25 protein-coding genes are annotated in these 24290 nt (G+C 38.5%); 22 read left to right on the top strand and 3 right to left on the bottom strand.

Features of this window, described 5'->3' with window-relative positions; genetic code table 11:
• Nucleotides 1-181 precede the first annotated feature (181 nt).
• The 16 genes from JM64_RS05635 (at nucleotide 182) to JM64_RS05565 (ending at nucleotide 15155) form a co-directional block, all read left to right on the top strand.
• Nucleotides 182-1399: an IS110 family RNA-guided transposase gene (locus JM64_RS05635; protein ID WP_014450884.1), complete on the top strand. Its 1218-nt coding sequence runs from the start codon at nucleotides 182-184 to the stop codon at nucleotides 1397-1399.
• Nucleotides 1400-1766: 367 nt separating this feature from the next.
• Nucleotides 1767-2045, top strand: coding sequence for an acylphosphatase (locus JM64_RS05630; RefSeq protein WP_064011832.1), 279 nt, complete (start codon nucleotides 1767-1769; stop codon nucleotides 2043-2045).
• A gap of 79 nt (nucleotides 2046-2124) precedes the next feature.
• On the top strand, nucleotides 2125-3342 hold the full coding sequence (locus JM64_RS05625) for an adenylosuccinate synthase (protein WP_064011831.1): 1218 nt from the start codon (nucleotides 2125-2127) through the stop codon (nucleotides 3340-3342).
• Nucleotides 3343-3345: 3 nt separating this feature from the next.
• Entirely contained in the window at nucleotides 3346-4089 is a 744-nt protein-coding gene (locus JM64_RS05620) for a Mut7-C RNAse domain-containing protein (protein WP_064011830.1), read from the top strand.
• A gap of 136 nt (nucleotides 4090-4225) precedes the next feature.
• Nucleotides 4226-4375: a hypothetical protein gene (locus tag JM64_RS09870; RefSeq protein ID WP_156487906.1), complete on the top strand. Its 150-nt coding sequence runs from the start codon at nucleotides 4226-4228 to the stop codon at nucleotides 4373-4375.
• A gap of 898 nt (nucleotides 4376-5273) precedes the next feature.
• Nucleotides 5274-5561, top strand: coding sequence for a hypothetical protein (locus JM64_RS05615; protein ID WP_064011829.1), 288 nt, complete (start codon nucleotides 5274-5276; stop codon nucleotides 5559-5561).
• On the top strand, nucleotides 5549-6118 hold the full coding sequence (locus JM64_RS05610; protein WP_014452145.1) for a DUF4416 family protein: 570 nt from the start codon (nucleotides 5549-5551) through the stop codon (nucleotides 6116-6118). The genes JM64_RS05615 and JM64_RS05610 overlap by 13 nt, the downstream gene beginning before the upstream one ends.
• Nucleotides 6119-6132: 14 nt before the next feature.
• Nucleotides 6133-7428, top strand: a complete 1296-nt coding sequence (gene rimO, locus JM64_RS05605) for a 30S ribosomal protein S12 methylthiotransferase RimO (RefSeq protein WP_064011828.1) — start codon at nucleotides 6133-6135, stop codon at nucleotides 7426-7428.
• Nucleotides 7425-7991 carry a CDP-diacylglycerol--glycerol-3-phosphate 3-phosphatidyltransferase gene (pgsA, locus tag JM64_RS05600; RefSeq protein ID WP_064011827.1) on the top strand — a complete coding sequence of 189 codons (567 nt, stop codon included), beginning with the start codon at nucleotides 7425-7427 and terminating at the stop codon, nucleotides 7989-7991. Before rimO ends, pgsA begins: the two co-directional genes overlap by 4 nt.
• Nucleotides 7992-8039: 48 nt before the next feature.
• Nucleotides 8040-8612, top strand: a complete 573-nt coding sequence (gene thpR / locus JM64_RS05595; RefSeq protein ID WP_064011826.1) for an RNA 2',3'-cyclic phosphodiesterase — start codon at nucleotides 8040-8042, stop codon at nucleotides 8610-8612.
• Entirely contained in the window at nucleotides 8602-9669 is a 1068-nt protein-coding gene (gene recA / locus JM64_RS05590; RefSeq protein WP_064011825.1) for a recombinase RecA, read from the top strand. Before thpR ends, recA begins: the two co-directional genes overlap by 11 nt.
• Nucleotides 9647-10177, top strand: a complete 531-nt coding sequence (locus JM64_RS05585; protein ID WP_082868321.1) for a regulatory protein RecX — start codon at nucleotides 9647-9649, stop codon at nucleotides 10175-10177. The genes recA and JM64_RS05585 overlap by 23 nt, the downstream gene beginning before the upstream one ends.
• A 5-nt stretch (nucleotides 10178-10182) precedes the next feature.
• Entirely contained in the window at nucleotides 10183-11730 is a 1548-nt protein-coding gene (gene rny / locus JM64_RS05580) for a ribonuclease Y (protein WP_064012542.1), read from the top strand.
• A 38-nt stretch (nucleotides 11731-11768) separates the two neighbouring features.
• Entirely contained in the window at nucleotides 11769-13196 is a 1428-nt protein-coding gene (murJ, locus tag JM64_RS05575) for a murein biosynthesis integral membrane protein MurJ (protein ID WP_231882494.1), read from the top strand.
• Between the two features lie 50 nt (nucleotides 13197-13246).
• The gene (locus JM64_RS05570; protein ID WP_064011823.1) at nucleotides 13247-13960 is read left to right on the top strand and encodes a biotin--[acetyl-CoA-carboxylase] ligase; all 714 of its coding nucleotides are present in this window, start codon (nucleotides 13247-13249) and stop codon (nucleotides 13958-13960) included.
• Nucleotides 13929-15155 carry a D-alanyl-D-alanine carboxypeptidase/D-alanyl-D-alanine-endopeptidase gene (locus tag JM64_RS05565; protein WP_064011822.1) on the top strand — a complete coding sequence of 409 codons (1227 nt, stop codon included), beginning with the start codon at nucleotides 13929-13931 and terminating at the stop codon, nucleotides 15153-15155. Before JM64_RS05570 ends, JM64_RS05565 begins: the two co-directional genes overlap by 32 nt.
• Nucleotides 15156-15159: 4 nt before the next feature.
• On the opposite strand, the gene JM64_RS05560 is transcribed toward JM64_RS05565, so the two are convergent.
• On the bottom strand, nucleotides 15160-16053 hold the full coding sequence (locus tag JM64_RS05560) for an alpha/beta hydrolase fold domain-containing protein (protein WP_064011821.1): 894 nt from the start codon (nucleotides 16051-16053) through the stop codon (nucleotides 15160-15162).
• 10 nt (nucleotides 16054-16063) lie between these two features.
• On the bottom strand, nucleotides 16064-17038 hold the full coding sequence (locus tag JM64_RS05555; RefSeq protein WP_231882295.1) for a YbgA family protein: 975 nt from the start codon (nucleotides 17036-17038) through the stop codon (nucleotides 16064-16066).
• A gap of 92 nt (nucleotides 17039-17130) precedes the next feature.
• Here JM64_RS05555 and JM64_RS05550 point away from each other — a divergent pair, with 92 nt between their 5' ends.
• The 3 genes from JM64_RS05550 to JM64_RS05540 all read left to right on the top strand — a co-directional run bounded on the left by JM64_RS05550 (nucleotide 17131) and on the right by JM64_RS05540 (nucleotide 19533).
• Complete coding sequence (locus tag JM64_RS05550) at nucleotides 17131-17313, top strand: HTH domain-containing protein (RefSeq protein WP_064011820.1); 183 nt, start codon at nucleotides 17131-17133, stop codon at nucleotides 17311-17313.
• A 95-nt stretch (nucleotides 17314-17408) separates the two neighbouring features.
• Nucleotides 17409-18797: a metallophosphoesterase family protein gene (locus JM64_RS05545; protein WP_064011819.1), complete on the top strand. Its 1389-nt coding sequence runs from the start codon at nucleotides 17409-17411 to the stop codon at nucleotides 18795-18797.
• A 31-nt stretch (nucleotides 18798-18828) separates the two neighbouring features.
• The gene (locus tag JM64_RS05540; RefSeq protein WP_064011818.1) at nucleotides 18829-19533 is read left to right on the top strand and encodes an outer membrane protein assembly factor BamB family protein; all 705 of its coding nucleotides are present in this window, start codon (nucleotides 18829-18831) and stop codon (nucleotides 19531-19533) included.
• A 37-nt stretch (nucleotides 19534-19570) separates the two neighbouring features.
• On the opposite strand, the gene hcp is transcribed toward JM64_RS05540, so the two are convergent.
• Complete coding sequence (gene hcp, locus JM64_RS05535) at nucleotides 19571-20866, bottom strand: hydroxylamine reductase (RefSeq protein WP_064012540.1); 1296 nt, start codon at nucleotides 20864-20866, stop codon at nucleotides 19571-19573.
• Between the two features lie 188 nt (nucleotides 20867-21054).
• Here hcp and JM64_RS05530 point away from each other — a divergent pair, with 188 nt between their 5' ends.
• The 3 genes from JM64_RS05530 to JM64_RS05520 all read left to right on the top strand — a co-directional run bounded on the left by JM64_RS05530 (nucleotide 21055) and on the right by JM64_RS05520 (nucleotide 24247).
• The gene (locus JM64_RS05530; RefSeq protein ID WP_064011817.1) at nucleotides 21055-21750 is read left to right on the top strand and encodes a Crp/Fnr family transcriptional regulator; all 696 of its coding nucleotides are present in this window, start codon (nucleotides 21055-21057) and stop codon (nucleotides 21748-21750) included.
• A 238-nt stretch (nucleotides 21751-21988) separates the two neighbouring features.
• The gene (gene tdh / locus JM64_RS05525; protein WP_064012539.1) at nucleotides 21989-23026 is read left to right on the top strand and encodes an L-threonine 3-dehydrogenase; all 1038 of its coding nucleotides are present in this window, start codon (nucleotides 21989-21991) and stop codon (nucleotides 23024-23026) included.
• Nucleotides 23027-23059: 33 nt separating this feature from the next.
• Entirely contained in the window at nucleotides 23060-24247 is a 1188-nt protein-coding gene (locus tag JM64_RS05520) for a glycine C-acetyltransferase (RefSeq protein WP_064011816.1), read from the top strand.
• Nucleotides 24248-24290 lie beyond the last annotated feature (43 nt).

Raw genomic sequence — 24290 nt, 5'->3', positions numbered from 1 at the left:
AAAAAATAGGCAGGGCAGGACGACTTAGTGTCCCTTGGCTTTCAAGCCATTACAGGAGTCTGTCGCCTGCCTTTAACCATGATAAGTTGGTTGGGTTTTTAACCCTCGTCACACTGGAGGTTTGGTTCAGCAGGCCCCTGCCCTCGCCTTTTAACCTATTCAATCGAAAGGAGGTTTTAGTATGTCTCAAAACTTCTCCATCTTTGTCGGTATTGACATCTCCAAGCATAAGTTCAACGCCTGTGCTATCCAAAATCCTAATTCTATCATCTTCGAATCTGCTTTCGATATGTCCAAACAAGGGTTTTCCTCCTTTGTTCAAAAGCTCTCCGTTTTCCCTAAGTCTTCTGTCCTTATCGCTATGGAGTCTACTGGCTGTTACCATCTTAACCTTCTTTCTTTCCTCTCTCTCAATGATTTCTCTTGTGTCGTTCTTAATCCTTTGCTTGTTAACAAATCTCTTCCCGTTGGGCTTAGGAAAACTAAAACTGACAAAATCGATGCTCGCTCTATTGCTCTTACCATCTTCTATACCCATCACATTCTTCCTACTTCTTCTTTCCTCAACTCAGATTTTCGGGATATTGCAAGGAAAAAGGAAAGCATCACTCATCAAATCTCAAGAGTCAAAAACGACATCGAAAAGCTTCTTTCTCTCCTCTTCCCTGAACTTGAAAAAGTGACCAACATCTACAATGATGCTATCTTGGATTTGCTTTCTTCTTTCCCTTCTGCTAAAGCTATCCAAAAAGCCTCCATTGATTCTCTACGTGTTTTCTTTTCAAAAACAATCGGTAGAAAGTTAAAACTTACCCCAGAAACTCTTAAAGAGCTTGCTAACAACTCCATCGCTCAGTATTGGCCAGTGAAAGAGAAGATTCTTATTCAAACTATCAAGGAACTTCGATTTTTACAACAGCAACTTAATGAGTTTGATGAGATGCTCAAAGAATATTGCAAATGTGCTTCGCTTAATCAAGATGTTGAAATACTCACGTCAATTGACGGAATTGGTGAAAATAGCGCACTGTATTTTCTTGCCGAAGTTGGCGATATTTCAAGATTTAGCACATACAAAAAACTAATTGCCTATTGTGGGCTTGACCCAAGCGTAGATGAATCAGGCAAACACAAAGGAGAAAGCCGTATATCCAAAAGGGGCAATGCACACCTGAGACGAATAATTTGGCTGATGAGTGTGAATGTAGTGAGACACAACGAATATTTTAAAGCATATTTTCAAAGAAAACGAGCGCAAGGGTTAGTATACAAAAAAGCGATGATGAGTGTAGCGCACAAATTGCTAAGGACGATATTTGCTATGATGAAAAAGCGCGAGAAATTCAACATCGATCATACATTTTCGTCTTCTACTCAAAATTTAATTTTACATAGTTGACTCCTGTAAAATTTTTCTTTGGATATAAAAAAAGGTCGGGTGATTTTCTCACCCGACCGTCCTTTTGCTTTCCAACAAACTAAAGGCATACCGGACGGTCGGTACGCCACATCATCATAGCCATCATGCTTATTTGGTTGCTCTGGTATTCATCAATTATTAAAGCTTTCATCCTTCTGATTTCTTTCATAAGGTTAAATTGCTCCTTCTTATTACTTTTTGATTGATGTTCCCTTTGGCAAGAATTATACACAAAAACTTCGATATTTCAAGATTGAATTTTCAAAAAATTGTGCTATAAAAAAAGCGTGTTTTGGAAAAAATATGAAACTTTGAAGGAAAAGGGACCAAAGGTGGTGTGAAAGTTATGGAAGGCACCATTTGGAAAAAGTGGAATGTTCGTGGTATTGTCCAGGGTGTGGGATTCAGACATTTCGTTAAGAACGTGGCACGTGCAATAGGTGTTAAAGGTTACGTGAAGAATGAAATGGATGGGAGTGTAACAATCGTTGCTGGAGGAAATTCGGAGCAACTAACTGAACTTTTCAAAAGGGTTATGGAAGGGAACGGCTGGAGTTATATCACCGATTACGACGAAGAAATCTTGCCTCCACAAGATTACAAAGATTTCCATGTCGAGTTCTAAACAACTCGAAGAATGGAATAAGAAACTTAATTTTGTATACAAATCTCACAAAACTTACGGGAAGAGGAGATGAAGAGAAATGAAAGTGGCATGCTACGGTCTTCAGTGGGGGGACGAAGGAAAAGGAAAGGTAACGACGTACCTTTCCAAGGATTTTGATTACGTTGTTCGGTACAGTGGAGGTAGTAACGCTGGGCACACAGTTGAGTACGGTGAATTCAAGGTGGTCCATCACTTGGTGCCTTCGTTTGACGTAAGAACAAAGACAAAAGGATATATTGCAAACGGTGTCGTTGTGGATTTGAAGGTCTTAAACGACGAAGTGGAAGAACTAAAAAAGATAGGATTTGATATCTCAAGTAGGCTGAAAATCTCCAGTCTAGCTCATATTGTTTTGCCTGTTCACAAAATGCTTGACGAAAAGCTTGAACTTTCAAAAGGGAGTAAGGCTGTTGGAACAACAAAAAGAGGAATTGGACCTGCATATGCCGACAAGGTGCACAGGATAGGATTGAGGCTGGTAGACCTAAAAGAAAAAGAACTGGCTCTTGAAAAATTGCGTTTTGTGAGCGAGCTATATAAAAATCTCTACTCGATAGAATGGGACGATTACGATTGCATCTTTGAAGAATACGAGAAACTCAAAGACAAGATTGTTTCTCCACTCGAAATCAGGTTTGAACTAAATAATTCAAACGTTCTATTTGAAGGAACTCAAGGAGTTTTGCTTGATGTTGATATGGGTAGCTATCCTTACGTTACCGGAACATACTGCAATGTTACAGGTGTTGAAACAGGTTTGGGTTATCCTATAAAAATCGATAAGCGCATAGGTGTTTTTAAAGCATACCTGACAAGGGTTGGTGAAGGTCCGTTTCCAACTGAATTATTCGGTAAGGAAGCAGACGAGCTCAGAAAAGCTGGGAAAGAATATGGAGCAACAACTGGTAGACCAAGACGATGTGGATGGCTCGATTTACCACTTCTCAGATACGCAATTGAAATATCCAATTGTGACGAAATGATAATGACAAAAGCAGATGTTTTAACTGGAATGGAAAAGATAAAGGTCGCTGTTAACTACAGAACAAGTGAGCATGGCAAGGTTATAGATATGCCTTATGATTTAGACTTGATTTCCAATGTTCATGCTGAGTATGTGGAATTCGATGGTTGGAAAAGCTTAGACGACAAGAATTTTGAAAAATTTGTCAAGTTTATCGAATCAGAGACAGGCAAAAAGATAACTTACATATCCACAGGAGCCCTTATTAGCGATATTGTGATGGTATCTTGACATATGGAAACCAAAATAACAATCAGATTTTTTGGTGGTTTGGTCGACTTAGTTGGAAAACAATACGTACAGTTAGACGCTGGAATTAATCAAACAATAAAAGATTGTGTAGAGCGCCTCGGTGTTCCACACACCGAGGTATATTTTATAACGCTACAAAAAAGCTTTGTGCGTTTTGATAAAATCGTGGAAAATGGAGATATGTATTTTGTTTATCCAGAGTGTAATTTGGATATACCAAAGGAATACATTTTAACCCCAAAATATGAAGGTGTTCCAAAATTTATTTTGGATATCCACCTTGGAAAGCTTGCAAGACTTCTAAGAATGCTTGGAATCAGTGCCGAGTATGGAACTGTGGACGACAATGAAATCGTTTCAAAAGCACTCTCTGAAAATCTTATCATCCTTACAAGGGATAGGGGGATTTTGAAAAGAAACGAAGTTACTTATGGCTACATATTGCGCTCGGATGACCCCAAAACACAACTTAGGGAAGTAACTCTCAGATATAGCCTTCAAAATTGGTTTGCTCCATTCACAAGATGTATGGAATGCAACGGTAAACTAATAAGTGTTCCAAAAAGAGATGTCCAGGAACATGTTCCTGAAAAAGTCAGGGAAACATTTGACGAATTTGCCAAATGCGAAAGGTGTGGAAAAATCTACTGGGGTGGAACGCACTACGAGAACATGAGTGTGTTCATCGAAAAATTTTTGAAAGACATTCCCAGGAAAGAATTTTGAAATATTCTAATTTCTTACACCTCCACTCAATCCATGTCTTTTTTTGGTTAATTTCCCATCGATTTGATACAATTTGTATCGATTTTGCTTAGTTTTATCACAAAAAAATCTTATATCGTCCCTCTTTTTAGGTATTTTGACTGGTTGCTTATTACTTAACAACTTCAACCCATTTTCAGCTGTTGTTTACTCACTTGAGAAGATTGCAGGCTCTGTTGCCGATGAATGGAATGCAAAGCTTTTGCTTTTCAGTTTGATAATTGGGGCTGGAATTGCGTTTATTTGATACTACATTTGAATTCATTAAAAAAGCTTTCTCAAGATTTTAGAGTTCAGATTTTTTGGTTTGGAATTTGGTTGTTTAGGATGATTCAACGCTTTGCTGGATTCATCCTAAACAATTTTTCGTATCTTTTAGTTGTTGTAGTGTAACCCATCATGGTAGTATGGTTGACCTAGCTAACTTTTGAATTTACCACCTTATACCTTAACGTTAGATATATATACTACGTTAAGTTAATAGTAGTAGTATATATATATGGGTGGTAAATTTGGTAAGTTTACCTAAATGTAACACTGGAAGTTTTTATCCAAGCGCACTATAGACTCATATTACAACTTACCACCTTTTTGTTACAACTTACCACCCTGGTAAGTTTTTACGAAAAACCTTGATTTTAAGCCACATTAAAGGTGGTAAATTTTTCTAATAATGATGAATACACATTTTAAGTGCAATTAGGCATGCCTAAAAAATGTGAAATTTTTCACTAATGGTAAATTTGGTAAGTTTTTTGTTGAGAGTCATTCTCAAGAAACTATGGATAGTAAACTAATTTTGTTTTTCACAAAATATAGTGGTAAAAAACTTACCACCAGGTGGTAAAAACTTACCAGAAATTTACCACCAATCAATAAGTTGTGTTTGAAAATTTACCACCAACAATATATAGTGGTAAATTTGGTTATAATTTTGCTGTTTCTCGAAGTTATTCTTGGCTAAAAAAGTTTTGATTCATAAATGGTAATAATTGCGGATATTTTTAATTATTTCGTTACGGTGTTCATTTTTTGGAATTTTATTGTATAATTAATCATAGGTTCCAGGATTCCTGAATTTGAAGCAGGCAAAATTAAGGTCAGGGGTTTTTACTGAATCGCTAGTAGAGTTAAAAGGTGAAGAAATGTCGAAAAAGTGGATAAGAATTTTGTTTTATGTGATGACACTACTAAGTGTTTTTATGTTGTTATTCACATATGAATACGTGTCAAGAGTGAAGAATGCCCCTCTTGTGACGATAGAAGGTTTAAGGGGCAGTTATGTGCTTAATGGGGTTTTACACAGCCAAGAAGCACAATTGGATGTCGGAAAATATGTAGTTTTTGGTGAGAGCATTTTGCGACTTTACGGGAACCGTGTGAATGTGGTTAAAATACCACGTTTCGAGGTGGAAGTTATATGGGAAAAGTGAGAATTGTTGAGCCGGTGAATTTAGTGATATTTATTTTTTCGGCACAGTTAGATTATTGGCTCGAAACTGTGAAACCTGATTTGATATCTCTTTTTGGACCAATAGATTATATCAGTCCAGAGCTAGATTTTGAAAAGTACACACTTTATTACAACGAAGAAATGGGGTCTGGAATAACAGGAAGGTTAATTAGTTTTGAAAGGTTGATTCATCCGTCGCTGTTAGCTTCGATAAAGATTAAGACAAACGAATTGGAGTTAAAGCATGCGGTAGACGGCAAAAGACGGTTCAACCTTGACCCTGGATATATACACCACATGCAGTTCGTATTGGCTACAACAAAAATGTGGCCCCACAGGATATATATAGGGCAAGGCATATATGCAGAACCAACGTTGATGTATATAAATGGAGCCTGGAAAGATTACGATTTTACTTATCCAAATTACAAAGAAGAAGTCTATAAATTTGAACTTTCGAAAATCAGAGACCTGTACCTTGAAAAAAGGAAGAAGTATCTGCAAAATTTTGTGAAAAGTGAAAAGCGTGTTAGGTGAGGAGGTTGGAATTCTTGAAATTATACATCGTGGTTTTGGGATGCCCAAAGAACGAGGCAGATTTTGCTCTATTTAAGCACCATATTAAACAACTTGGGCATGAAATTGTTGACGATTTAGATGAGGCAGACGGAGTAGTTATCGATACTTGTGGGTTCATATTAGATGCCAAGCAAGAGTCGATAGACACAGTTTTGGAATTCGTTGAACACAAAAGAAAACAACAAAAAGAAGGAAGAGATTTCAAAATATTTGTCACAGGATGTTTGGTCCAGCGATATCCCAAGGAGTTACCTGTAGAAATTCCAGAAGTAGACGGATGGTTCGGCGTCCTTCCACCAAAAGTGTTAGCGGACAACCTTGAGAAAACCAAAAAGTACGTAACGGATCCCATAGCTGTATACGATTTTGAAGGAAGGGTCGATGATGACCTTCCGTACGCGTATGTAAAGATAGCTGATGGTTGTGACCGTGCTTGTACTTTTTGTACAATACCAAAATTCAAGGGGGGTTTTGTAAGCAGAAAGCTCGAGGATATAGTAAAAGAAGTGAAACACTTGGTCGCACATGGAAAAAAAGAGATTATCTTGGTTGCTCAAGATACGACGGGATATGGTGTTGACTTGTACGGAAAATCGATGCTTCCAGAACTACTCAAGCAATTGAACGATATACCTGGAGACTTCTGGATAAGGGTTATGTACATGCATCCAGACCATGTAACGGACGAAATTCTTGAGGGGTTTTCATACCAAAAAGTAGTAAAGTACTTTGATATACCAGTTCAACATGGTAGCGATAAGATTTTAAAACTTATGAACAGGACCAAAACACCAGAAGGACTCGAAGATTTGTTTGAGAAAATTAGGACGATGTACCCAGAAGCGGTGCTGAGAACATCGGTTATTATAGGATTTCCAGGAGAAACATCTCAGGATTTCGAAGAATTATTGGAGTTCATAAGACGTGTTGAGTTTGATAAGCTTGGAGCATTTATGTATTCAGATGAAGAAGACGCACCATCTTACAAATTACCACACAAAGTTCGTCCATCAACCGCTCAAAAAAGATTGGATCAGTTAATGGAAGCACAAGCAGAGATTTCGTTTATTAGAAACCAAAGATATGTTGGAAAAGTTATTGATGTTTTGATTGAGGAAGAAGCCAGTGGAGTCCTCATAGGTCGCGGTTACATGGATGCTCCAGAGATAGATGGTAACGTCTTTTTTAAAGGTAGTAATTTAAAAGGGTTTGTAAGGGTTAAAATCACAGAGGCGGACACATATGATTTGGAGGGAGAGTTAGTTTGAAATTATCGGATGATACGAACGTTGTTTTCAATCTACCAAACACGATAAGTTGGTTGAGGATTATTTCAACAGTTTTCGTTGTGCTGCTGATGTATCTTGATCTATATGCCTGGGCTTTCTTTTTGTTCCTGTTAGCAGCCATTAGCGACTATGTAGACGGCTATTTCGCCAGAAAGCTCGGGCAGGTTACAAAACTTGGTAAGGTTCTTGACCAGATGAGTGATAAGATTTTAATTACGTCGATTTTTGTTGTTTTTGTAGAGTTTGGTATGCTCCCTGGTTGGCTCGTGGTTATATTGGTTTTTCGTGATACATTGGTTAGTACCGTTCGAATGGTTGCATCCGAAGCTGGGAACATCATCGCTGCTAATATTTTCGGCAAGATGAAGACAGTGTCTCAGATGGTTCTGGCAATTGGGCTGTTCGTTGAAAAACTTGACTTTCTCTCTCTTGGCTTATTATTTGGAAAAGTGAATTTGGTTCTGGTATACTTTGTAGCTATTGTTACAATACTCTCGGGAATGCTTTATCTTTACCAAAATCGAATATACTTGAACCGCTGAAAAACTGCTTAAAAGAGTACTTAAGCAAAGGACCTGGAGGGGTTTACTGTGAGAACGTTTATAGCTATTGACGTAAATCCAGAAATAAGAGAGGTTGCGCAAGAGGTTATAGACAAACTTATTTCCATGGAGTTCAAGGCTACATGGACAAAACCGGAGAACCTTCACCTTACGCTCTTTTTCTTGGGTGAGATGGATGAGAAAGTCGTTGATTCAATGGCTCATGCTCTTCAGAAACGATTGCAAGGTTTTCCCTCGTTCAGCACGGATTTAGCAGGTTTTGGTTATTTCAAATTCAAGCATTCGCCAAGGGTGCTGTTTTTAAAACTTGAACCTACGAAATCTTTGCAAAGGTTATTCCTTGAAATGAAGTCAGAGCTTAACAAAATCAAAATCAAATACGATGAGCAAGGCAACTTCGTTCCACATGTTACTTTAGGCAGGGTAAAAGAATACCCAAACGATTGGGAAAAGTTGGTTGAAGGTATCCAAACGCCCAAGATAACGCTTGTAGTTGATGGAGTAACGATTTACAGTTCCACATTAACACCACAAGGTCCCATTTACAAATGGGTCTACAAACTGAAATTTGAGGGAGGTCTGATTAAGAATGTCAGATGAAATGAAAAAGGATGTACTGAAAAAAGCTATCAGCAAAATTGAAAAACAGTATGGTAAAGGTTCTATAATGATTCTTGGTGAAGATAACCTCGTTCAAAGTATAGAGGTTATTCCAAGTGGTTCGCTCGCTATCGATATTGCATCAGGCGTTGGTGGTTATCCTCGTGGAAGAATCATAGAAATCTATGGTCCAGAATCAAGTGGTAAGACAACGATAGCGCTCCATGCTATCGCTTCTGTCCAAAAACTTGGCGGAATAGCCGCATTTGTTGATGCAGAACACGCACTAGATTTGAATTATGCAAGAAACCTTGGAATAAACCTTTCTGAGCTTTTAATTTCACAGCCAGACTACGGTGAACAGGCACTCGACATCGTTGATGAACTTGTCAGAAGCAACGCTGTGGACCTTATCGTTATTGACTCCGTTGCAGCACTTGTTCCACGTGCTGAAATCGAAGGGGCAATGGGGGATGCTCAGATAGGTCTTCAGGCAAGGTTGATGTCGCAGGCACTTCGAAAACTCGCAGGAAATGTAAACAAATCCAAAACCGTAGTCATTTTTATCAACCAAACGCGTATGAAAATAGGGGTTATGTATGGTAATCCAGAAACAACCACTGGTGGAGTTGCGTTAAAGTTTTACGCGACGATGAGGATGGAAGTTAGGTCTTCAGGTAAGATAGTTGAAGGAAACGAACACATAGGAAACGAGGTAACGATTAAATTTGTGAAGAATAAGGTCGCACCTCCGTTTAAAACAACAACGGTCGATATTATCTACGGAAAAGGAATTGTTCGCGAAAATGAACTTTTCAACATCGCGGTGAACGAAGGACTTATAGATAGACGAGGTAGTTGGTTCACGTACGAGGCACTCGATGGAAAAGAACATTCTCTTGGACAAGGAAAAACAAACGCTGTGAGTTATCTTGTGGAACATCCTGAAATCGCGGATGAAATTGAAAAAAGAATCCGAGAGAAATACTTCTCTAAGCCAACTGAAGAAACGCAAGTTGTAGAAGGAACGAAGAATGCGGAAAAGGCGACAAAGTAAATACGAAGTTGAAAACACCAGAAACAACATAGATAATTTTGAGTTCCATAACGATTGGGAAGACGAAAAAGACTATCAAGATAATAAACAATTGGGCAGAAGCTCAAAAAAAAGGACCAAACGTGATCCTTTAAGTATCGCTTTGAGATTCATCAAATTTAGAGCCCGCTCCCAGTGGGAAGTAGAAAATAGGCTAAAAAGAGAAGGTTTTTCAGATGAGGTTATAAACCAAACAATACAAAAGCTCAAAGAGAGTGCTTTTATAGATGACGAAAAGTTTGCGTATCTCTATGCATACGATAGTTTGGTAATACATTACAAAGGTCCTTATAGGATACGCTATGAACTCAGGCAACTACATGTAGATGAATACATTATAGAGGACGCAATAAAAAAAGTCCTTGAAGAAGTTGATGTTCAAGAGATTATCGAAAAACTAACAAAAGGATTAGATGAACACAAAAAGCGAGAAAAACTATACAGACATGGTTTTGGAGGTGATTGGTAATGGGTATTTTGATATACATAATTTTAGCAGTCGTAGGTCTGGCATTAGGTTTCTACCTTGGAAGCACGGTTGGCAGAAAAAAGGCACAAGAAGATATTGAGAAGAAATTAAAGGCTGCTAAGGAAGATGCGGAAAGCATAATAAAGAATGCAGAAAAAGAAGCAACTGAGATAAAGAAAAGGATGATAATAGAAGCACGCGAAGAGGCACATCAGATTCGCGAGGAGATAGAAAAAGAAAGAAAGAGAAGAGAAGAAGAAATAAAGCTACTCGAGGAAAGAATTTTGAAGCGTGAAGAACTTCTCAGTAAACGCGAAGAGATGCTCGATAAACGCGAGAGTTTCATTGAAAACTTAAAAATGGAGTTAGAAGCAAAGGCAAAGGAACTTGAAGCAAAGGAAAAGGAAATTCAGGAGAAGTTTACCAAACTAGCAGGTCTTACTCACGAACAAGCAAGAGAAATAGTTTTGCAAGAAGCTAGGGAAAGATACGAACACGAAATAGCAAAGGTCTTTGTTCAAATAAAGGCGAGATACGAAGAAGATGCTGAAAAATACGCGAAAAAAGTTATCGCTGATGCTATTCAGAGGTACGCTCCTGAGTATACTGGCGAGGTTACTATCAGCACGGTTGCCTTGCCAAATGATGATATGAAAGGTCGTTTGATAGGAAGAGAAGGAAGAAATATACGGACTTTTGAAAAGATAACAGGTGTTGACCTCATTATCGACGATACACCTGAAATGGTTACTTTGAGTTCGTTCAACCCACTGAGAAGAGAAATCGCAAGAAGAACGATAGAAAAATTGGTCCAGGATGGTAGAATTCATCCTGCGAGGATAGAAGAGATGTACGAAAAAGCCAAAGCGGAAGTTGAAAAAGAAATCAAAGAGGCAGGTCAAGAAGCAGTAATCACGGTTGGTGTTGGAGGACTCCACCCAGAAATTATTAAATTGCTCGGTAGATTGAAATTTAGGACAAGCTACGGTCAGAATGTTCTGAGTCATTCAATCGAAGTAGCTCAAATTGCGGGCTTACTTGCAGCTGAGCTTGGTTTGAACGTTGATAAGGCAAAGCGTGGAGGTTTGTTGCACGATATAGGTAAAGCGCTTGACCACGAAGTTGAAGGTTCACACACAATTATAGGTGCAGAGATTCTTAAAAGATACGGTGAATCTGACGAGATTATCAACATGATAATGGCACACCACGGAGAAGAAGAACCGATGACACCAGAAGCAGCCATCGTAACCGCTGCAGATGCCATCTCGGCCGCAAGACCTGGGGCAAGAAGGGAAGACGTGGAAAGCTACATCAAAAGATTGATGAAGCTTGAAGAGATAGCAAAAAGTTACAAATACGTTGAAAATGCGTATGCGATACAAGCTGGTAGGGAGATTAGGGTTATTGTCCAGCCAGAAAAAACCGATGATGCAACAATCGAGAAATTGGCACATGATATCGCAACAAGAATCGAGAATGAACTGCAATATCCAGGTGTACTAAAAGTTGTCGTGATAAGAGAAAAACGTTCAATAGCTTACGCAAAGTAAAACACTTTGTCTTCGGAGGTTGTCGAAAATTGAGTGTAATGTTAAGTAGTCTTGCATTCGCCGTAGCAACATTCTTGTCAAGAGTCTTGGGACTTGTTCGAGACATGCTCATAGCCTCAAAATTTGGAACATCATGGCAAGCAGATGCATATTTCGTTGCCATCTTGTTCCCGTTTTTCTTACGAAGGGTTTTCGGCGAAGGTGCGATGACTTCTGCATTTGTACCACTTTACAGTGAATCGAAAGATAAAGATGAGTTTCTATCTTCCGTGCTAACTAGTTTTACAATAGTCTTGCTAGTTATAGTGTCGACTGTTATGATTTTCCCAGATATAGTCATATACCTTTTCAGTTCAGGTGCAGCACCGCAAACAAAAGAACTCATACGTGTTTTGGCAAGAATAACTGCTCCTTCGATATTTTTCATCTTTTGGTGGGCAATAACGTATTCTATTGAAAACACACGTGGTAAATTCTTTTACCCGGCGTTAACACCTATTATTCCAAATATTGTGATCATAGTCTTTACGTTACTCCCGGGTTTGGGTATTTACGGACCCACTTGGGGATTTCTAATAGGAGAAGCAGCTGCGTTCTTGGCGCTAGCTTATCCATTAAGAAGACACAAACTCCGTTTCACATTTAAATACACAAACGAGTTTTTAAAACTATTTTGGCCCAGTTTTCTAGCGATGTCTATTTCTCAAATCAACAGCATAGTGGACACAAATGTGGTCTCTTATTACAGTCGAGGACTTGGTGGAGGTGTTTCCTACCTCCAATATGCATCAAGATTTTACATGCTTCCATATGGTTTGTTTGGAGTGGCTGTGGCAACTGTGATACTCTCAACAATCAGCAACGATAGAGAAAATTATACCCAGCACTTAAAACACGGAATAACTTCAACATTGTTCTTCACAGTTCCAGCAACAATAGGTCTTATCGTTCTTGACGAGCCAATACTTCGGTTGTTTTACGAATACGGGCAATTTACAGCAAAGGATACCAGAATTACCGCCCAGGTACTAAACGCATACGTCTTAGGATTACCTTTTTATGGTATGTATTCAACAATGGCACGTGCACGCCACGCGATGAAAGATATGAAGACCCCTTTAAAGGCTACAATAATAGTTGCTTTGTCGAATGTAGTGATGGACCTTCTTGTTGGTTTGAAGTATGGACCAATTGGCGTTGCATTAGCCACAAGTGTTGCAGGAATAATAGGTTTTCTGTACCTTTTGATAAAAGAGAAAAACAAAAAGCTTTTCGAAAAAGAAGATTTGTACATTATCTTATCTTCGCTTATCATGGGAGTGGCAACTTATTTCTTTTCTAATATTTCATCAAAACGTATTTGGGTAATTCCATCCACAGTTTTTGGCGCATTGGTTTATTTACTTTCTTCCGCAATTTTCTTGAGACACAGGCTGAAAGAGTTTTTAAGAAGGAAAACATTATAGTTTTACAGGTAAATTTTCTGGAAAACGTATAAGGGGAGCTGGGTGTAGAGATGATAGGAGAAGAGATAGAAGTACTTTACGAGGTAGATAGCACCAACGAGTTTTTGAAAAGGAATTACAAGTCTTTCCACGATGGAGCTATAGTTGTTGCTATTAAGCAAACGGCCGGCAAAGGTAGGATGGGAAGAACGTGGTACTCTCCAGAAGGGGGACTCTGGTACTCAGTTCTCTTTAAGCCGAAGGTGCACATAAGCCTTCATGCATACACAAAAGTATTTTCTGTAGCCATTGTGGAAGTACTAAAAAAGTTGAAGGTGAAAGCTTACATAAAATGGCCCAATGACATATATTACGACGGCAAAAAGCTTGCTGGTATACTCTCAGAAGCTGTTTCTGTTAACGATAGAGTAGTTGCAATAATTGTAGGTATAGGAATTAACGTGAACAACGACATTCCAGATGACTTAAAAGATATCGCAATCTCATTAAAAGACATCCTAAAGAAAAAGGTGAAAATCACTTACATACTCGATGCGATTAACAAACATGCTTGGAATTTATTGATAACTTACAGAAATGAAACTGAGAGCATCACAAAACTCTGGAAGAAATACTTAGTCCCAAGAGAAGGAGATAAGATTAAGGTAAACGTTGATGAACAGATTGCTGAAGGGACTGTTTTAAAAATCACAGAAGATACTTTGTACGTTGATGTAGGAGGCAAAGTAATCGGTGTTCAGAGCATTCATCAAGTTGTTGAGTAAGGAGATTAAGAATTCCAGATTTTTTCTCTTACTTTTATCGGTATCACTGCTACTTTACCCTTCTTTTGGTTCATCAAAAGATGTTTATTCACTGATAACATCGAGAATACCACAAGGTGGCTTTGTTGGTGTATATTTTGTTGATGCAGACAACGGTAATGCTCTCGTTCACTATAATGAGCATACCCTTTTTATCCCAGCTTCCTTGACAAAAGTGTTTTCCACACTTGTGGCTTGGGAAGTGCTTGGACCTGAATTTCGCTATACGACTACTGTTTATGTTCCACGTGGTAACATTTCACCAAGGATTAGGGGAGATATTGTCATAAAAGGTAATGGAGATCCCTCAATGAGTGTTGAGACACTCAGAGAAAATTTTAAGAAATTCATTTTCGAAGGTGTTAAAGAAATCGAAGGTGATATCGTTATTGATAATTCCTTTTTCTCAAACGAAAGATGGGGTATTGGTTGGGAGTGGGATTACAAAAATCCAAGTATCGATGCTCTTGTGCTTAAAGAAAACCCTAATGCATTTAATCCATACGATGTCAACGCTGTGGCGTTGAATTTTGGGCTTAACGTTATAAAAATTCTCAATGATTACGGAATCAAAGTTTACGGTACAGTTAAAGTTGGCAAATTAAGAAACGACTACAGAGAATTCATAGTAATTAAATCCGCCACTTTGAAAAACCTTATAGCGATTGCAAACAAGTATAGCAGCAATTCTTACGCTGAACAAATATTAAGAACCGTGGGTCTAAGAGTCTACGGATTGGGTAGTATTTACAATTCACTCAAAGTGATGAATGACTTTTACAAGAAACTTTTCGGAGAATATTATCCTTTCAAATTGAACGACGGTTCAGGTTTATCAACTTACAATCTTGCTACACCGTATATGGTTGCACAAACGTTAGTTTACGCATACAGAAACCACGGAGGTTTTAACGGGTTCATATCAACGTTAGCAAGGTCAGGAACAGAGGGAACTATGGAAAGAAGACTTGGGGATATAACATTGTATGCAAAAACTGGAACTTTGCAGAAAGTTTCGAACATAGCAGGGGTGATGGTTACAAAGACTGGTAGAAAAGTGGCATTCGCCATAATGGTCAACAACTTTGTTGTGCCAACATACGTCGCCATGGAGTACCAAGATGAGATAATTAGGTTTGTTTGGAATAATTATTAAAACTTCAATCTGTCACTAATATGCTTTTGACCTTTTCAAGCGCGTCTTTTGATTCTGGTAGAAATGTGAAGATCACCCAATCGTGGAACATTCGAGGATATTCAAAGTAATTAAGCGAGAGGTTTTGAGACAAACATAGCTCCCGCAATTTTTTAGAGTCTGGGTGCAATAAATCATTTGTCCCTGTGAAGACGGTGATTGGGCAAAGTTTCGAGAAATCGCCATAGATAGGACTTAGATAAGGGTTTTTAAAATTAGTACCTCCGCTATATTTTTGTGCAGCTGCCATCAAACCTTTAGTAGTTAAAATCACATCCCTATCTTCGTATTCTCTAATTTCGGGATTGTCCATGTTTAAATCAAGCCATGGAGAAAAAAGAACAATGTGGTTTGGTAAGTTCTTACCTTCATCTCTCAACTTTTGTGCAAACCCCAAGGCTAGTCCTCCACCGGCCGAGTCACCTATAAAAACGATTTTCTTATCTGTATATTTTTCCTGCACCCTCCAATATAACTCATCCATGAATGTATAGGTATCTCTCCAATTTGATTCTGGAGCTAAGGGATAATCCGGCACATAAATTATTGGACGAATCATTTCAAATATTTTCTGGACAACATTCCAATGCATCTTAGATATATTTGCAATGTACGCTCCACCGTGAAGAAAGATAACCACAATTTCTGGTCTAGAATTCTTCGGTTTAATTTCCCAAACCTGTCTCTCTAAGATATACGAGAGTGAAACATCAGCCACTCTATAGATAGATTTCTTCGGAGGCGCTGGAGATTTATTAAATTTGTTTTCTATCATTTTCTTTTCAACAACTTTCGAAAACCGGGTAATCTTTAAGAGTGTGTACATAACATGTGAAACAATGCTAGGAGCTGCTTTCATTTACTTTATTTCACCTCGCGGCATCTTTTTCGAGTTTCAGCTGGTCCAATTCCTTGGGATATGGTTCAAAAAATGTTTGATCCAAGATATAATCGACTGAATATCTTATAGCCCAGGATTTTAGGATTGCTAGTAGAGTTTGCAAGTTTACAATATGATTTTTGTAGTCTTCTAACAAATCCATAAAATACGCTTTTTCCTGCGATGATAGCTTGTCTTTGAAATAGCCATACAAATGTAGAAGTGTATTAATAACCTTTGGCACTTTCAAAGGTGTTTTCAGCACCTTTACAAGCAGTTGTTCGTATGCGATTTTAGTAGTGTCATCAAACCCCTTTTGTGCTACCAACTTTCCCATATCACGCATCACTTTCTCATTTTTCGCTAATAGTAAATACTTATTCCTTGAATGGAATTCAATAAGTTCTTTCTTGTTGGTGACATTTCTAAAACGTGCATGTGTGAAAATGAATGTGAGAAATTCAAATCTCAGCTTATCATTTGTAAGTCTCATTTCGCTTTCAATGGCAAGATGAGGAAACCTTTCTAACATAACCTTTGCAAATAACCCAGGCGTTTTTGAAATGACTCTCCCATTTTCTCCGTACAGTTTTGCATCATTCAAAGCACAGGATGGAGACTTGGATTTTAATATCATTCCGTCGATGTCGTTTGGGAGACTATCGGCAAATTTATGACTGAAAGAAATCATCTTATCCGTAAGATCCTCTGACATCGTTTTGTTCATAAGTCTCAATTTGTTTCTTATAAGAAAGACATCTATGGGTTCTCTGGGAATTGGTAGACCTATTTCAACTTCGGCACAAACTTTTATAAAGTCACAATATTTTTCAAGCTTTTTTACAATTTCACTCGAGATGATTCCACCATCGTATCTTGTGTGTTCAAAAAAACACCTGCTGACAACTAATTTTGGTTTAATATCTTTCGTATTCAGAATTTCTCTCTCCGTCACTTTTTTCACATCAGTCACTCCCTTGGTCTTTTTGTGCTATAATAATTATACCACGTATCAATTTAAAGCAGGTTTACTTTATATTTAGGGGGGATGTATGAATGGACAAGAAGGAATTGGTTTTCAAAGTTCTCATGGAATCAGACAAGCCTTTAAGACCAGGTGACATTGCGGAAAAAGCCGGACTTTCAAAAGAAGATGTTGATAAAGCGATAAAGGCACTAAAAGAGGAAGGCAGGATAGAATCTCCTAAAAGATGCTATTACCAGGCTAAGAAACAGTGAAAAGAATAAAATTCTGGAAACTCTCCCGCCACAACGGCGGGAGTTTTTAAAAATGAAATTGTGAAAATCTCAAAAAAATAGGAGGAGAACCGAAGTTGAAAAGCAAACATATACGAACTTTAGTGTTTTTGCTCTTGTTTTTTGCTATATTTACTTCGCAGATACTTCATGGCCAAAATAGGAATACACAATCTTATCCGTTTTTCTCGCATCAAGGCTACGTTGTTTTGCTGACGGATTTGCACTTTCCGTACAAACAGAAAACCATAGAAAGATTGCTAAACAAAATAACAGAGATTAAGCCACAGCATGTGTTTTTACTTGGAGATTTAACCGAGATGGGAAGTAACGAGGAATTTGAAGGATTAAAAAATGCGCTATCTATAATTGAAAAAGCGCAAATTCCATACAATTCTCTTCTGGGGAACCATGACGTGCGATGGAGTTATGTGGTAAGGAAGAGTAAGGTATTAGAAAATTCGGACAGTTTTTCCAAAGGTCTTTACGAAGTTTTTTCTAAGGAAGTTGGTAACTTTATCTTTTTAGGTATCGACACTACAATGTATTTCCAACATGGTGGTCATATTGGGAAAGCCCAAATAATGTGGTTGGAAAAAGAACTGGAGAAAGCATCAGCAAAAGGCAAGCGAGTAATACTGCTTTCGCACCACCCATTGGGCGGACCTGTAACATACACGGACGATGGTTGGAAAATAATCGACTTAATATCCAAATATGACGTTATTTTTGCCTTTTCTGGACATGTTCACAAATACGACTATTCAGGTTGTTACAACGGTGCATGGTTTCAAACCCTTGGTGCTGCAAAGGATGGAAATATGAGTGTTTTAAGCTGGGATAAAGAAAATGCTTACCTGTGGAAATACAACGTGGATAGCGATAGCTTTCAATTGATTAAAAGCATACCCCTTGAAAAGAAAAAACGACGAATGATTGATGCGACAATAAAGCTTATGGAAACTTCTGATAATAAAGTGAAACTAAAAGTTGATTACATTGGAGCTGAGAGAATAAGAATCTTGGCTAATGGCAGATTGATATATGAACGAGCATTGCAGTATAACACACAGAAGTTTTTAACCTATGAAGTTACACTTACTAACGTTCCAAAAAGTGATTTTTCTGTTCTTTTAAGAATCTCCGTTGTTGGTAAGGATGGAATTTACCAAAGATTTTTTAAATTGGAAAGGGCAGAAAATAGAGAAAATAATGTATTAAAGAAGGCTTGGACTTTTAGTCTGGAAGACACTATCTACTCAAAACCAGCAGTTTTCGAAGATGGAGTTATCGTTGCTGATTACTCTGGCAATGTAGTCTTTTTAAAAGATGGTAAAGTAATTTGGAGAAAAAGCGTAGGTCCTGTTGTGGCAAATGTAGAAGTGATTTCCCAAGAAACTCATTCAAAAATATGTACAAGAGAAATAGTTGTTGGAGATTTAGAAGGGACAATTCGTTTTTTTTGATAGCACAGGAAATTTCACGAGACAAATAAAATTGTCGGAGCCAGTTTATTCACTAAAAAAAGGTAATTCCACAATTGCTATCTGTGCTGGTAGGTATTTCTATATCTTGAGACTTTCCGACTCTAGAGTGATAGCAAAACACGACTTTAAAAGTCTACTACAAGTGCAACCATTTTTCAAAGATAATATTTATTTTCAACCTTCCTGGGACGGAAACATTTACCTAATAGATGAATATGGAAATCCAATTGAGCGATTTAACATTGGAAAAACCTACTACACATCTGGTAGTTCAACCCCTGCACTTGTTGGAACTTTACTGATTTACTCAAGTATCGAAGGAACTGTTAATGCGATGGATATACGAAAAAAAGAAAAAATTTGGAATCTAAGAATCCCAGGTATAGGTTATTCAGCCGTTGAAAACATAGGGGATTTTATATTTATTTCCACAATTAACGGTAAAGTGTATAAAATAGATGGGAAGAATGGGAACATTGTTTGGTCCAGCAATATAGGTTCTTCAACGATGGGCTGCTCCCCGAAAATCCTCGACACTGGGCAACTTGTGCTGGGAACTAACAACGGAGAACTGACTGTTATCGATGCAAATACTGGAAGATATGATAAGTTTGTTGTTTCGACAGGATTTGTGATGGATGTTTTACCTTACAAAAATGGAATCCTTGTAACTTTGGCTGATGGAACTATCCAATTTTTTACCATGAAAAGATAAAAGCGGTTCCCATTGAATAGGAACCGCTTTATTTTATTTATGCTTTCAAAATCGCCTTAATATCTTCCTCAGGTTCTCCGATGAGCTTTATACCATAGTTGTTCACAAGAACATCGAGTATGTCTTTATTAACCCATGCTGGCAGTACAGGACCTATGTAGATACCTTTCAATCCAAGAGCAAGTAACGTCCATAATATTGCAACAGCTTTCTGTTCCATCCATGTGAGAACAAGCGTTAGAGGTAATTCAGTGACTGGAACTCCAAACGTTTCCGCAAGCGCCATTGCAATTTCAAGTGCCACAATTGTATCGTTACACTGTCCAACGTCAATAAGTCTTGGGATGCCTTCAATGTCTCCGAGTTGCAGGTCATTAATTCTAAACTTTCCGCAGGCGAGTGTAATAACAACGGTCTCTTTTGGAAGCTTCTCAACAAATTCCCTGTAATATGCACCGCGTTTTGTCGGTGTATCACAGCCGCCAACGACGAAGAAGTGTTTGATTTTACCTGATTCAACAAGCTCTTTGATTTTTCCCGCAAGAGATTTCACAACAGTTGTTGAATATCCGGTTGTTAGTTTGTATTTTCCTGGTTGTTCTGGGAGTTTTGGCAGGGACTTTGCTTTGGCAATAACCTCTGAATAATCGTAGCCTTCAATGTGTTTCACACCAGGTAGTCTTGCAATTGATGTTGTAAACATCCTGTCTTTGTAGGATTCTTTTGGAATCAATACACAGTTGCTTGTTCCCAATATCGCGGCTGGAATTTTGTCGAAGAGTTCTCTTTGGTCATACCATGCTGCACCCAGATTACCGGCAAGATTCTTGTATTTTCTCAGTCCAGGATAGCCGTGAGCTGGTAACATTTCTGAATGAGTGTAGACGTAAACATCTGTTCCTTCAACCAGCTTAAGTAATTCTTCGAGAGCCTTCAAGTTATGACCGGTAACGATAATAGCATGACCTTCCTTTGTACCAGTTTCAACCTCAACGGGTGTTGGTTCTCCGTAAGTTTCAATATGTGCCTTTTTCAAAAGTTGCATAACCTTGAAGTTCATCATCCCTGCCTTAAGTGCAAGGTTCACAAACTCCTGAGCATCGAAGTTCACATTTGTGAGAGTTGTGTATAGCCCTTCGCTGAGGAATGCTGCTATTTCTTCGTCTTTGTAACCGAGTTCTCTTGCATGGTAATAATACGCTGAGATACCTTTCAATACGAATTCTAAGTTGTCTTGTAACCTTGCAACTGTTGGTTCCTTTCCACAAACACCCGTTACTGTACAACCTTCTCCGTTCATCGCTTGTGAACATTGGTAACAAAACATGTTCAGCGCCATACTAACACCTCCTACAAGTGAATTTTTCATGGTTTTTCAATTTACAAACTTTGTGAAAGATTTATTTTGACCGTTCACTGTTATTGTAGCAGGGATGCTCAAATTTTTCCGTAACCTATGTTACAATTTTTGTTGAGACCAAGAAAACTATCGAAAGTTTACTGATTAGGGAGGAGGTTTTAATGCACATAAGCAGTTCAAACATGAGGTTTGTAGAAACTCTTGAAAATTGCGAAATATTTAAAGGTGTGGAAAAAAGCTTTATAGATGAAGTTGTTCGGAACGCAAAGATTGAGAGATACGGAGCGAAGGAATTAGTAAGGATACGTGGTGATGAATGCAGTGAACTGCTATTCTTGGTGGAAGGAGAAGCATTTGGGCTGTTTACGAATCCTGAGGGAAGAGTCTTGCAGATAGACCACATGTTTGCACCAAAGCTTTTGGCTGCAGCTGTCATTTTTGCAGCTGACTCGCAGTATCCTGTTGATGTAGAAACCGTTAGACCTTCTGTTTTTCTTACGTTAGATAAAAACTTTTTCGTCTCGTTGATGATGAAAAACGAAAGACTTTTGAGAAACTATCTTCAATATGTGAGTGATGCATTTGTTTTTATAACTGACCGGTTCTACGAGATAACGATGAAAAATCTCGTTCAAAAAGTTTGTTCATATCTTGTCCGTTTAATGGAAGAGCAGGGTTCTTCTATTGTTACGATGGATATGTCAAAAGAAGAACTTGCCAGGGAGTTTGGAGCAACAAGACCTGCACTTTCCAGAGTGTTTATAGAACTTGAGAAGCTTGGCGTTATAGAGATGGATGGAAAAAAGGTGAAAATAAAGAGTGAACGGTACGTTAGAGACTACGCAGAATTCGAATGAGGTAATGATTTCTGTGAAAGTTTGTATAAATTTCACATAGCGAACATTATTAAGAAAATTAGTGAATTTTACCACATTAGGTATCCTTCTGATGTTTTTTCTCTTGTATACTCGTTAATTTAACGTTTGATAGAATTTCGATGTTTTTTTGTTGGTTGTATAATTGAAATGCAGATTGTACTAAACATATACATCCTTATAGGAGGAGGCGGTTGTCTTGGGAACAACAAATGAAACAATGAAAGCAATAATGAAAAAGGTGTCAGGTCCCGGATTAGTAATGGAGCAAGTTAAGAAACCTACACAAGAAGACCTTGGACCGAGGGACGTGCTTGTTAAGATAAGACGTGCGTCAATCTGTGGAACAGATGTTCACATATACAAATGGGATGAATGGTCACAGTCACGTATAATTCCTCCATTAATAACAGGACACGAGATGGCAGGCGAAGTTGTTGCAGTTGGTAGTGCTGTTACGCAAGTTAAAGTTGGAGACTTGGTAGCGGCAGAGACACATATTCCTTGTGAACATTGTTATCAATGTAAAACCGGTAGGATGCACATATGTAAGAACCTTAAGATTTTGGGTGTTGATACAAATGGTATATTTGCAGAATATGCGATTATTCCCGAAACAGTTCTTTGGAGATTCTCTCCTGAAATTCCTCTTGACTACGCTTCTGTTATGGAACCATTTGGAAATGCGATCTATACTGCCTCTGTTACAAACTTACTTGGTAAAACAGTACTTATCACCGGTGCGGGACCTATCGGCTTGATGGCTATCCAGGTCGCAAAAGTTGCCGGAGCAAGTACTGTAATAGTTTCTGAAGTCGATCCGTTGAGAATCAAAATGGCTTACGAAAATGGTGCAGATGTTGTTATCAATCCTGCAGAAAAAGATTTAGTCAGAGAAGTTTACAAACTTCTTGATGATGGCGTGGATGTGTTACTTGAGATGAGTGGTAACAGACGGGCGTTTGAGGATGGATTGAAATGCGTTACCATGGGCGGAGAAGTATCTGTGCTTGGAATATTTGGTGGGAAAATAGAAATAAACTTTGATGCTTTGATTACAATGCGAGGACTGGCTGTCTACGGTATAACAGGTAGACGCATGTTTGAAACTTGGAGAATTGCAGATGAACTGCTCCGAACGAAGAAAGTGGACCTTTCGAAAGTGGTTACACACATACTCCCATTTGACCAGTGGGAAAAAGGTTTTGAACTCATGTTGAATAAGCAGTGTGGTAAAGTTGTTCTGAATTTGGACTGATGATTAAAAACTTGTTTTGAAGGGGGGAACAGTATGTTTAATTACAAGATATTAGAAGACGAAATGGAAATGTTGAAAAATGAAGGACTCTATATCAATATTCGCACACTTGAGTCACCACAGGGTGCGTGGATTGTAGTCAACGGGAAAAGGGTGTTGAACCTTTGTTCGAACAATTACCTTGGTTTCGCAAATGATGAAAGACTAAAACAAGCTGCAATAAAAGCTATCCAAGAATGGGGCGTTGGACCCGGTGCTGTTAGGACAATTGCTGGAACTATGAAAATACATGAAGAACTTGAAAAAGCGCTTGCTGAGTTCAAGGGTGCAGAAGCGACAATTTTCTTGCAGTCAGGTTTTGTAGCAAACCAAGCAGCTATACCAACGATTTTCGGAGATGAGAACGATGCAATTATCTCTGATGAACTCAACCACGCAAGTATTATAGATGGTGTTAGACTTTCTAAGGCAAAGAGGTATGTGTACAAACACAACGATATGAATGAACTTGAAGCAAGACTTAAAGAAGCAAGGGATGTTCAAAAAGCCAGAAGAATTCTGATTGTCACAGACGGTGTGTTCAGCATGGATGGAGATATTGCACCACTACCTGATATTGTGAAACTTGCAGAAGAATATGGAGCAGCTGTTATGGTTGATGACGCACATGGCGAAGGTGTGTTGGGACGAGGTGGAAGAGGCATTGTTGACCACTTCGGGCTACATGGTAAAGTGGACATGGAGATAGGAACGCTTTCAAAAGCGTTCGGAGTGCTTGGTGGCTATATAGCGGGGAGTGAAACACTTGTCAGATATCTGAAACAAAAAGCAAGGCCGTTCCTTTTCAGCACAGGGCTTACACCAGCAGATGTTGCAGCTTGTCTAGAAGCAGTAAAAATACTCCAAGAAAGTGATGAACGGGTTAAAAGACTTTGGGACAACGCAAATTACTTCAAAACAGAGATGAAGAAACTGGGGTTCGACCTCGGAGTAAGCCAAACACCGATAACACCTGTTATGCTCTACGATGCCAAAGTTGCGACGCAATTCAGTAAAGAACTATTCGAGGAGGGCATATTTGCGCAAGCAATAGGTTATCCAACCGTTCCAAAAGGCAAGGCAAGGATAAGGGTGATGATAAGTGCGGTGCATTCCAAGGAAGACCTCGACTTTGCACTTGAAAAGTTTGAAAAGGTGGGAAAGAAATTAGCTGTTATATGATAAAATTTAACCGGGCACGTTATGTGCCCGGTTTTTCTTTAGG

It is taken from the genome of Fervidobacterium pennivorans (genome assembly GCF_001644665.1).
Classification (GTDB): domain Bacteria; phylum Thermotogota; class Thermotogae; order Thermotogales; family Fervidobacteriaceae; genus Fervidobacterium; species Fervidobacterium ngatamarikiense.
Note: the sequence above shows the minus strand (reverse complement) of the source record. Positions and strands in the feature narration are given on the sequence as shown.

Bases quoted from the DNA above. Each gene is read 5' to 3' on its own strand.
- JM64_RS05610 (WP_014452145.1), top strand. From the start codon at position 5,549: ATGGGAAAAGTGAGAATTGTTGAGCCGGTGAATTTAGTGATATTTATT.
- JM64_RS05530 (WP_064011817.1), top strand. From the start codon at position 21,055: ATGCACATAAGCAGTTCAAACATGAGGTTTGTAGAAACTCTTGAAAAT.
- tdh (WP_064012539.1), top strand. From the start codon at position 21,989: ATGAAAGCAATAATGAAAAAGGTGTCAGGTCCCGGATTAGTAATGGAG.
- recA (WP_064011825.1), top strand. From the start codon at position 8,602: ATGTCAGATGAAATGAAAAAGGATGTACTGAAAAAAGCTATCAGCAAA.
- JM64_RS05620 (WP_064011830.1), top strand. From the start codon at position 3,346: ATGGAAACCAAAATAACAATCAGATTTTTTGGTGGTTTGGTCGACTTA.
- JM64_RS05615 (WP_064011829.1), top strand. From the start codon at position 5,274: ATGTCGAAAAAGTGGATAAGAATTTTGTTTTATGTGATGACACTACTA.
- JM64_RS05520 (WP_064011816.1), top strand. From the start codon at position 23,060: ATGTTTAATTACAAGATATTAGAAGACGAAATGGAAATGTTGAAAAAT.
- murJ (WP_231882494.1), top strand. From the start codon at position 11,769: ATGTTAAGTAGTCTTGCATTCGCCGTAGCAACATTCTTGTCAAGAGTC.
- JM64_RS05630 (WP_064011832.1), top strand. From the start codon at position 1,767: ATGGAAGGCACCATTTGGAAAAAGTGGAATGTTCGTGGTATTGTCCAG.
- JM64_RS05585 (WP_082868321.1), top strand. From the start codon at position 9,647: ATGCGGAAAAGGCGACAAAGTAAATACGAAGTTGAAAACACCAGAAAC.
- JM64_RS05625 (WP_064011831.1), top strand. From the start codon at position 2,125: ATGAAAGTGGCATGCTACGGTCTTCAGTGGGGGGACGAAGGAAAAGGA.
- JM64_RS05635 (WP_014450884.1), top strand. From the start codon at position 182: ATGTCTCAAAACTTCTCCATCTTTGTCGGTATTGACATCTCCAAGCAT.
- JM64_RS05550 (WP_064011820.1), top strand. From the start codon at position 17,131: ATGGACAAGAAGGAATTGGTTTTCAAAGTTCTCATGGAATCAGACAAG.
- JM64_RS05560 (WP_064011821.1), bottom strand. From the start codon at position 16,053: ATGAAAGCAGCTCCTAGCATTGTTTCACATGTTATGTACACACTCTTA.
- JM64_RS05570 (WP_064011823.1), top strand. From the start codon at position 13,247: ATGATAGGAGAAGAGATAGAAGTACTTTACGAGGTAGATAGCACCAAC.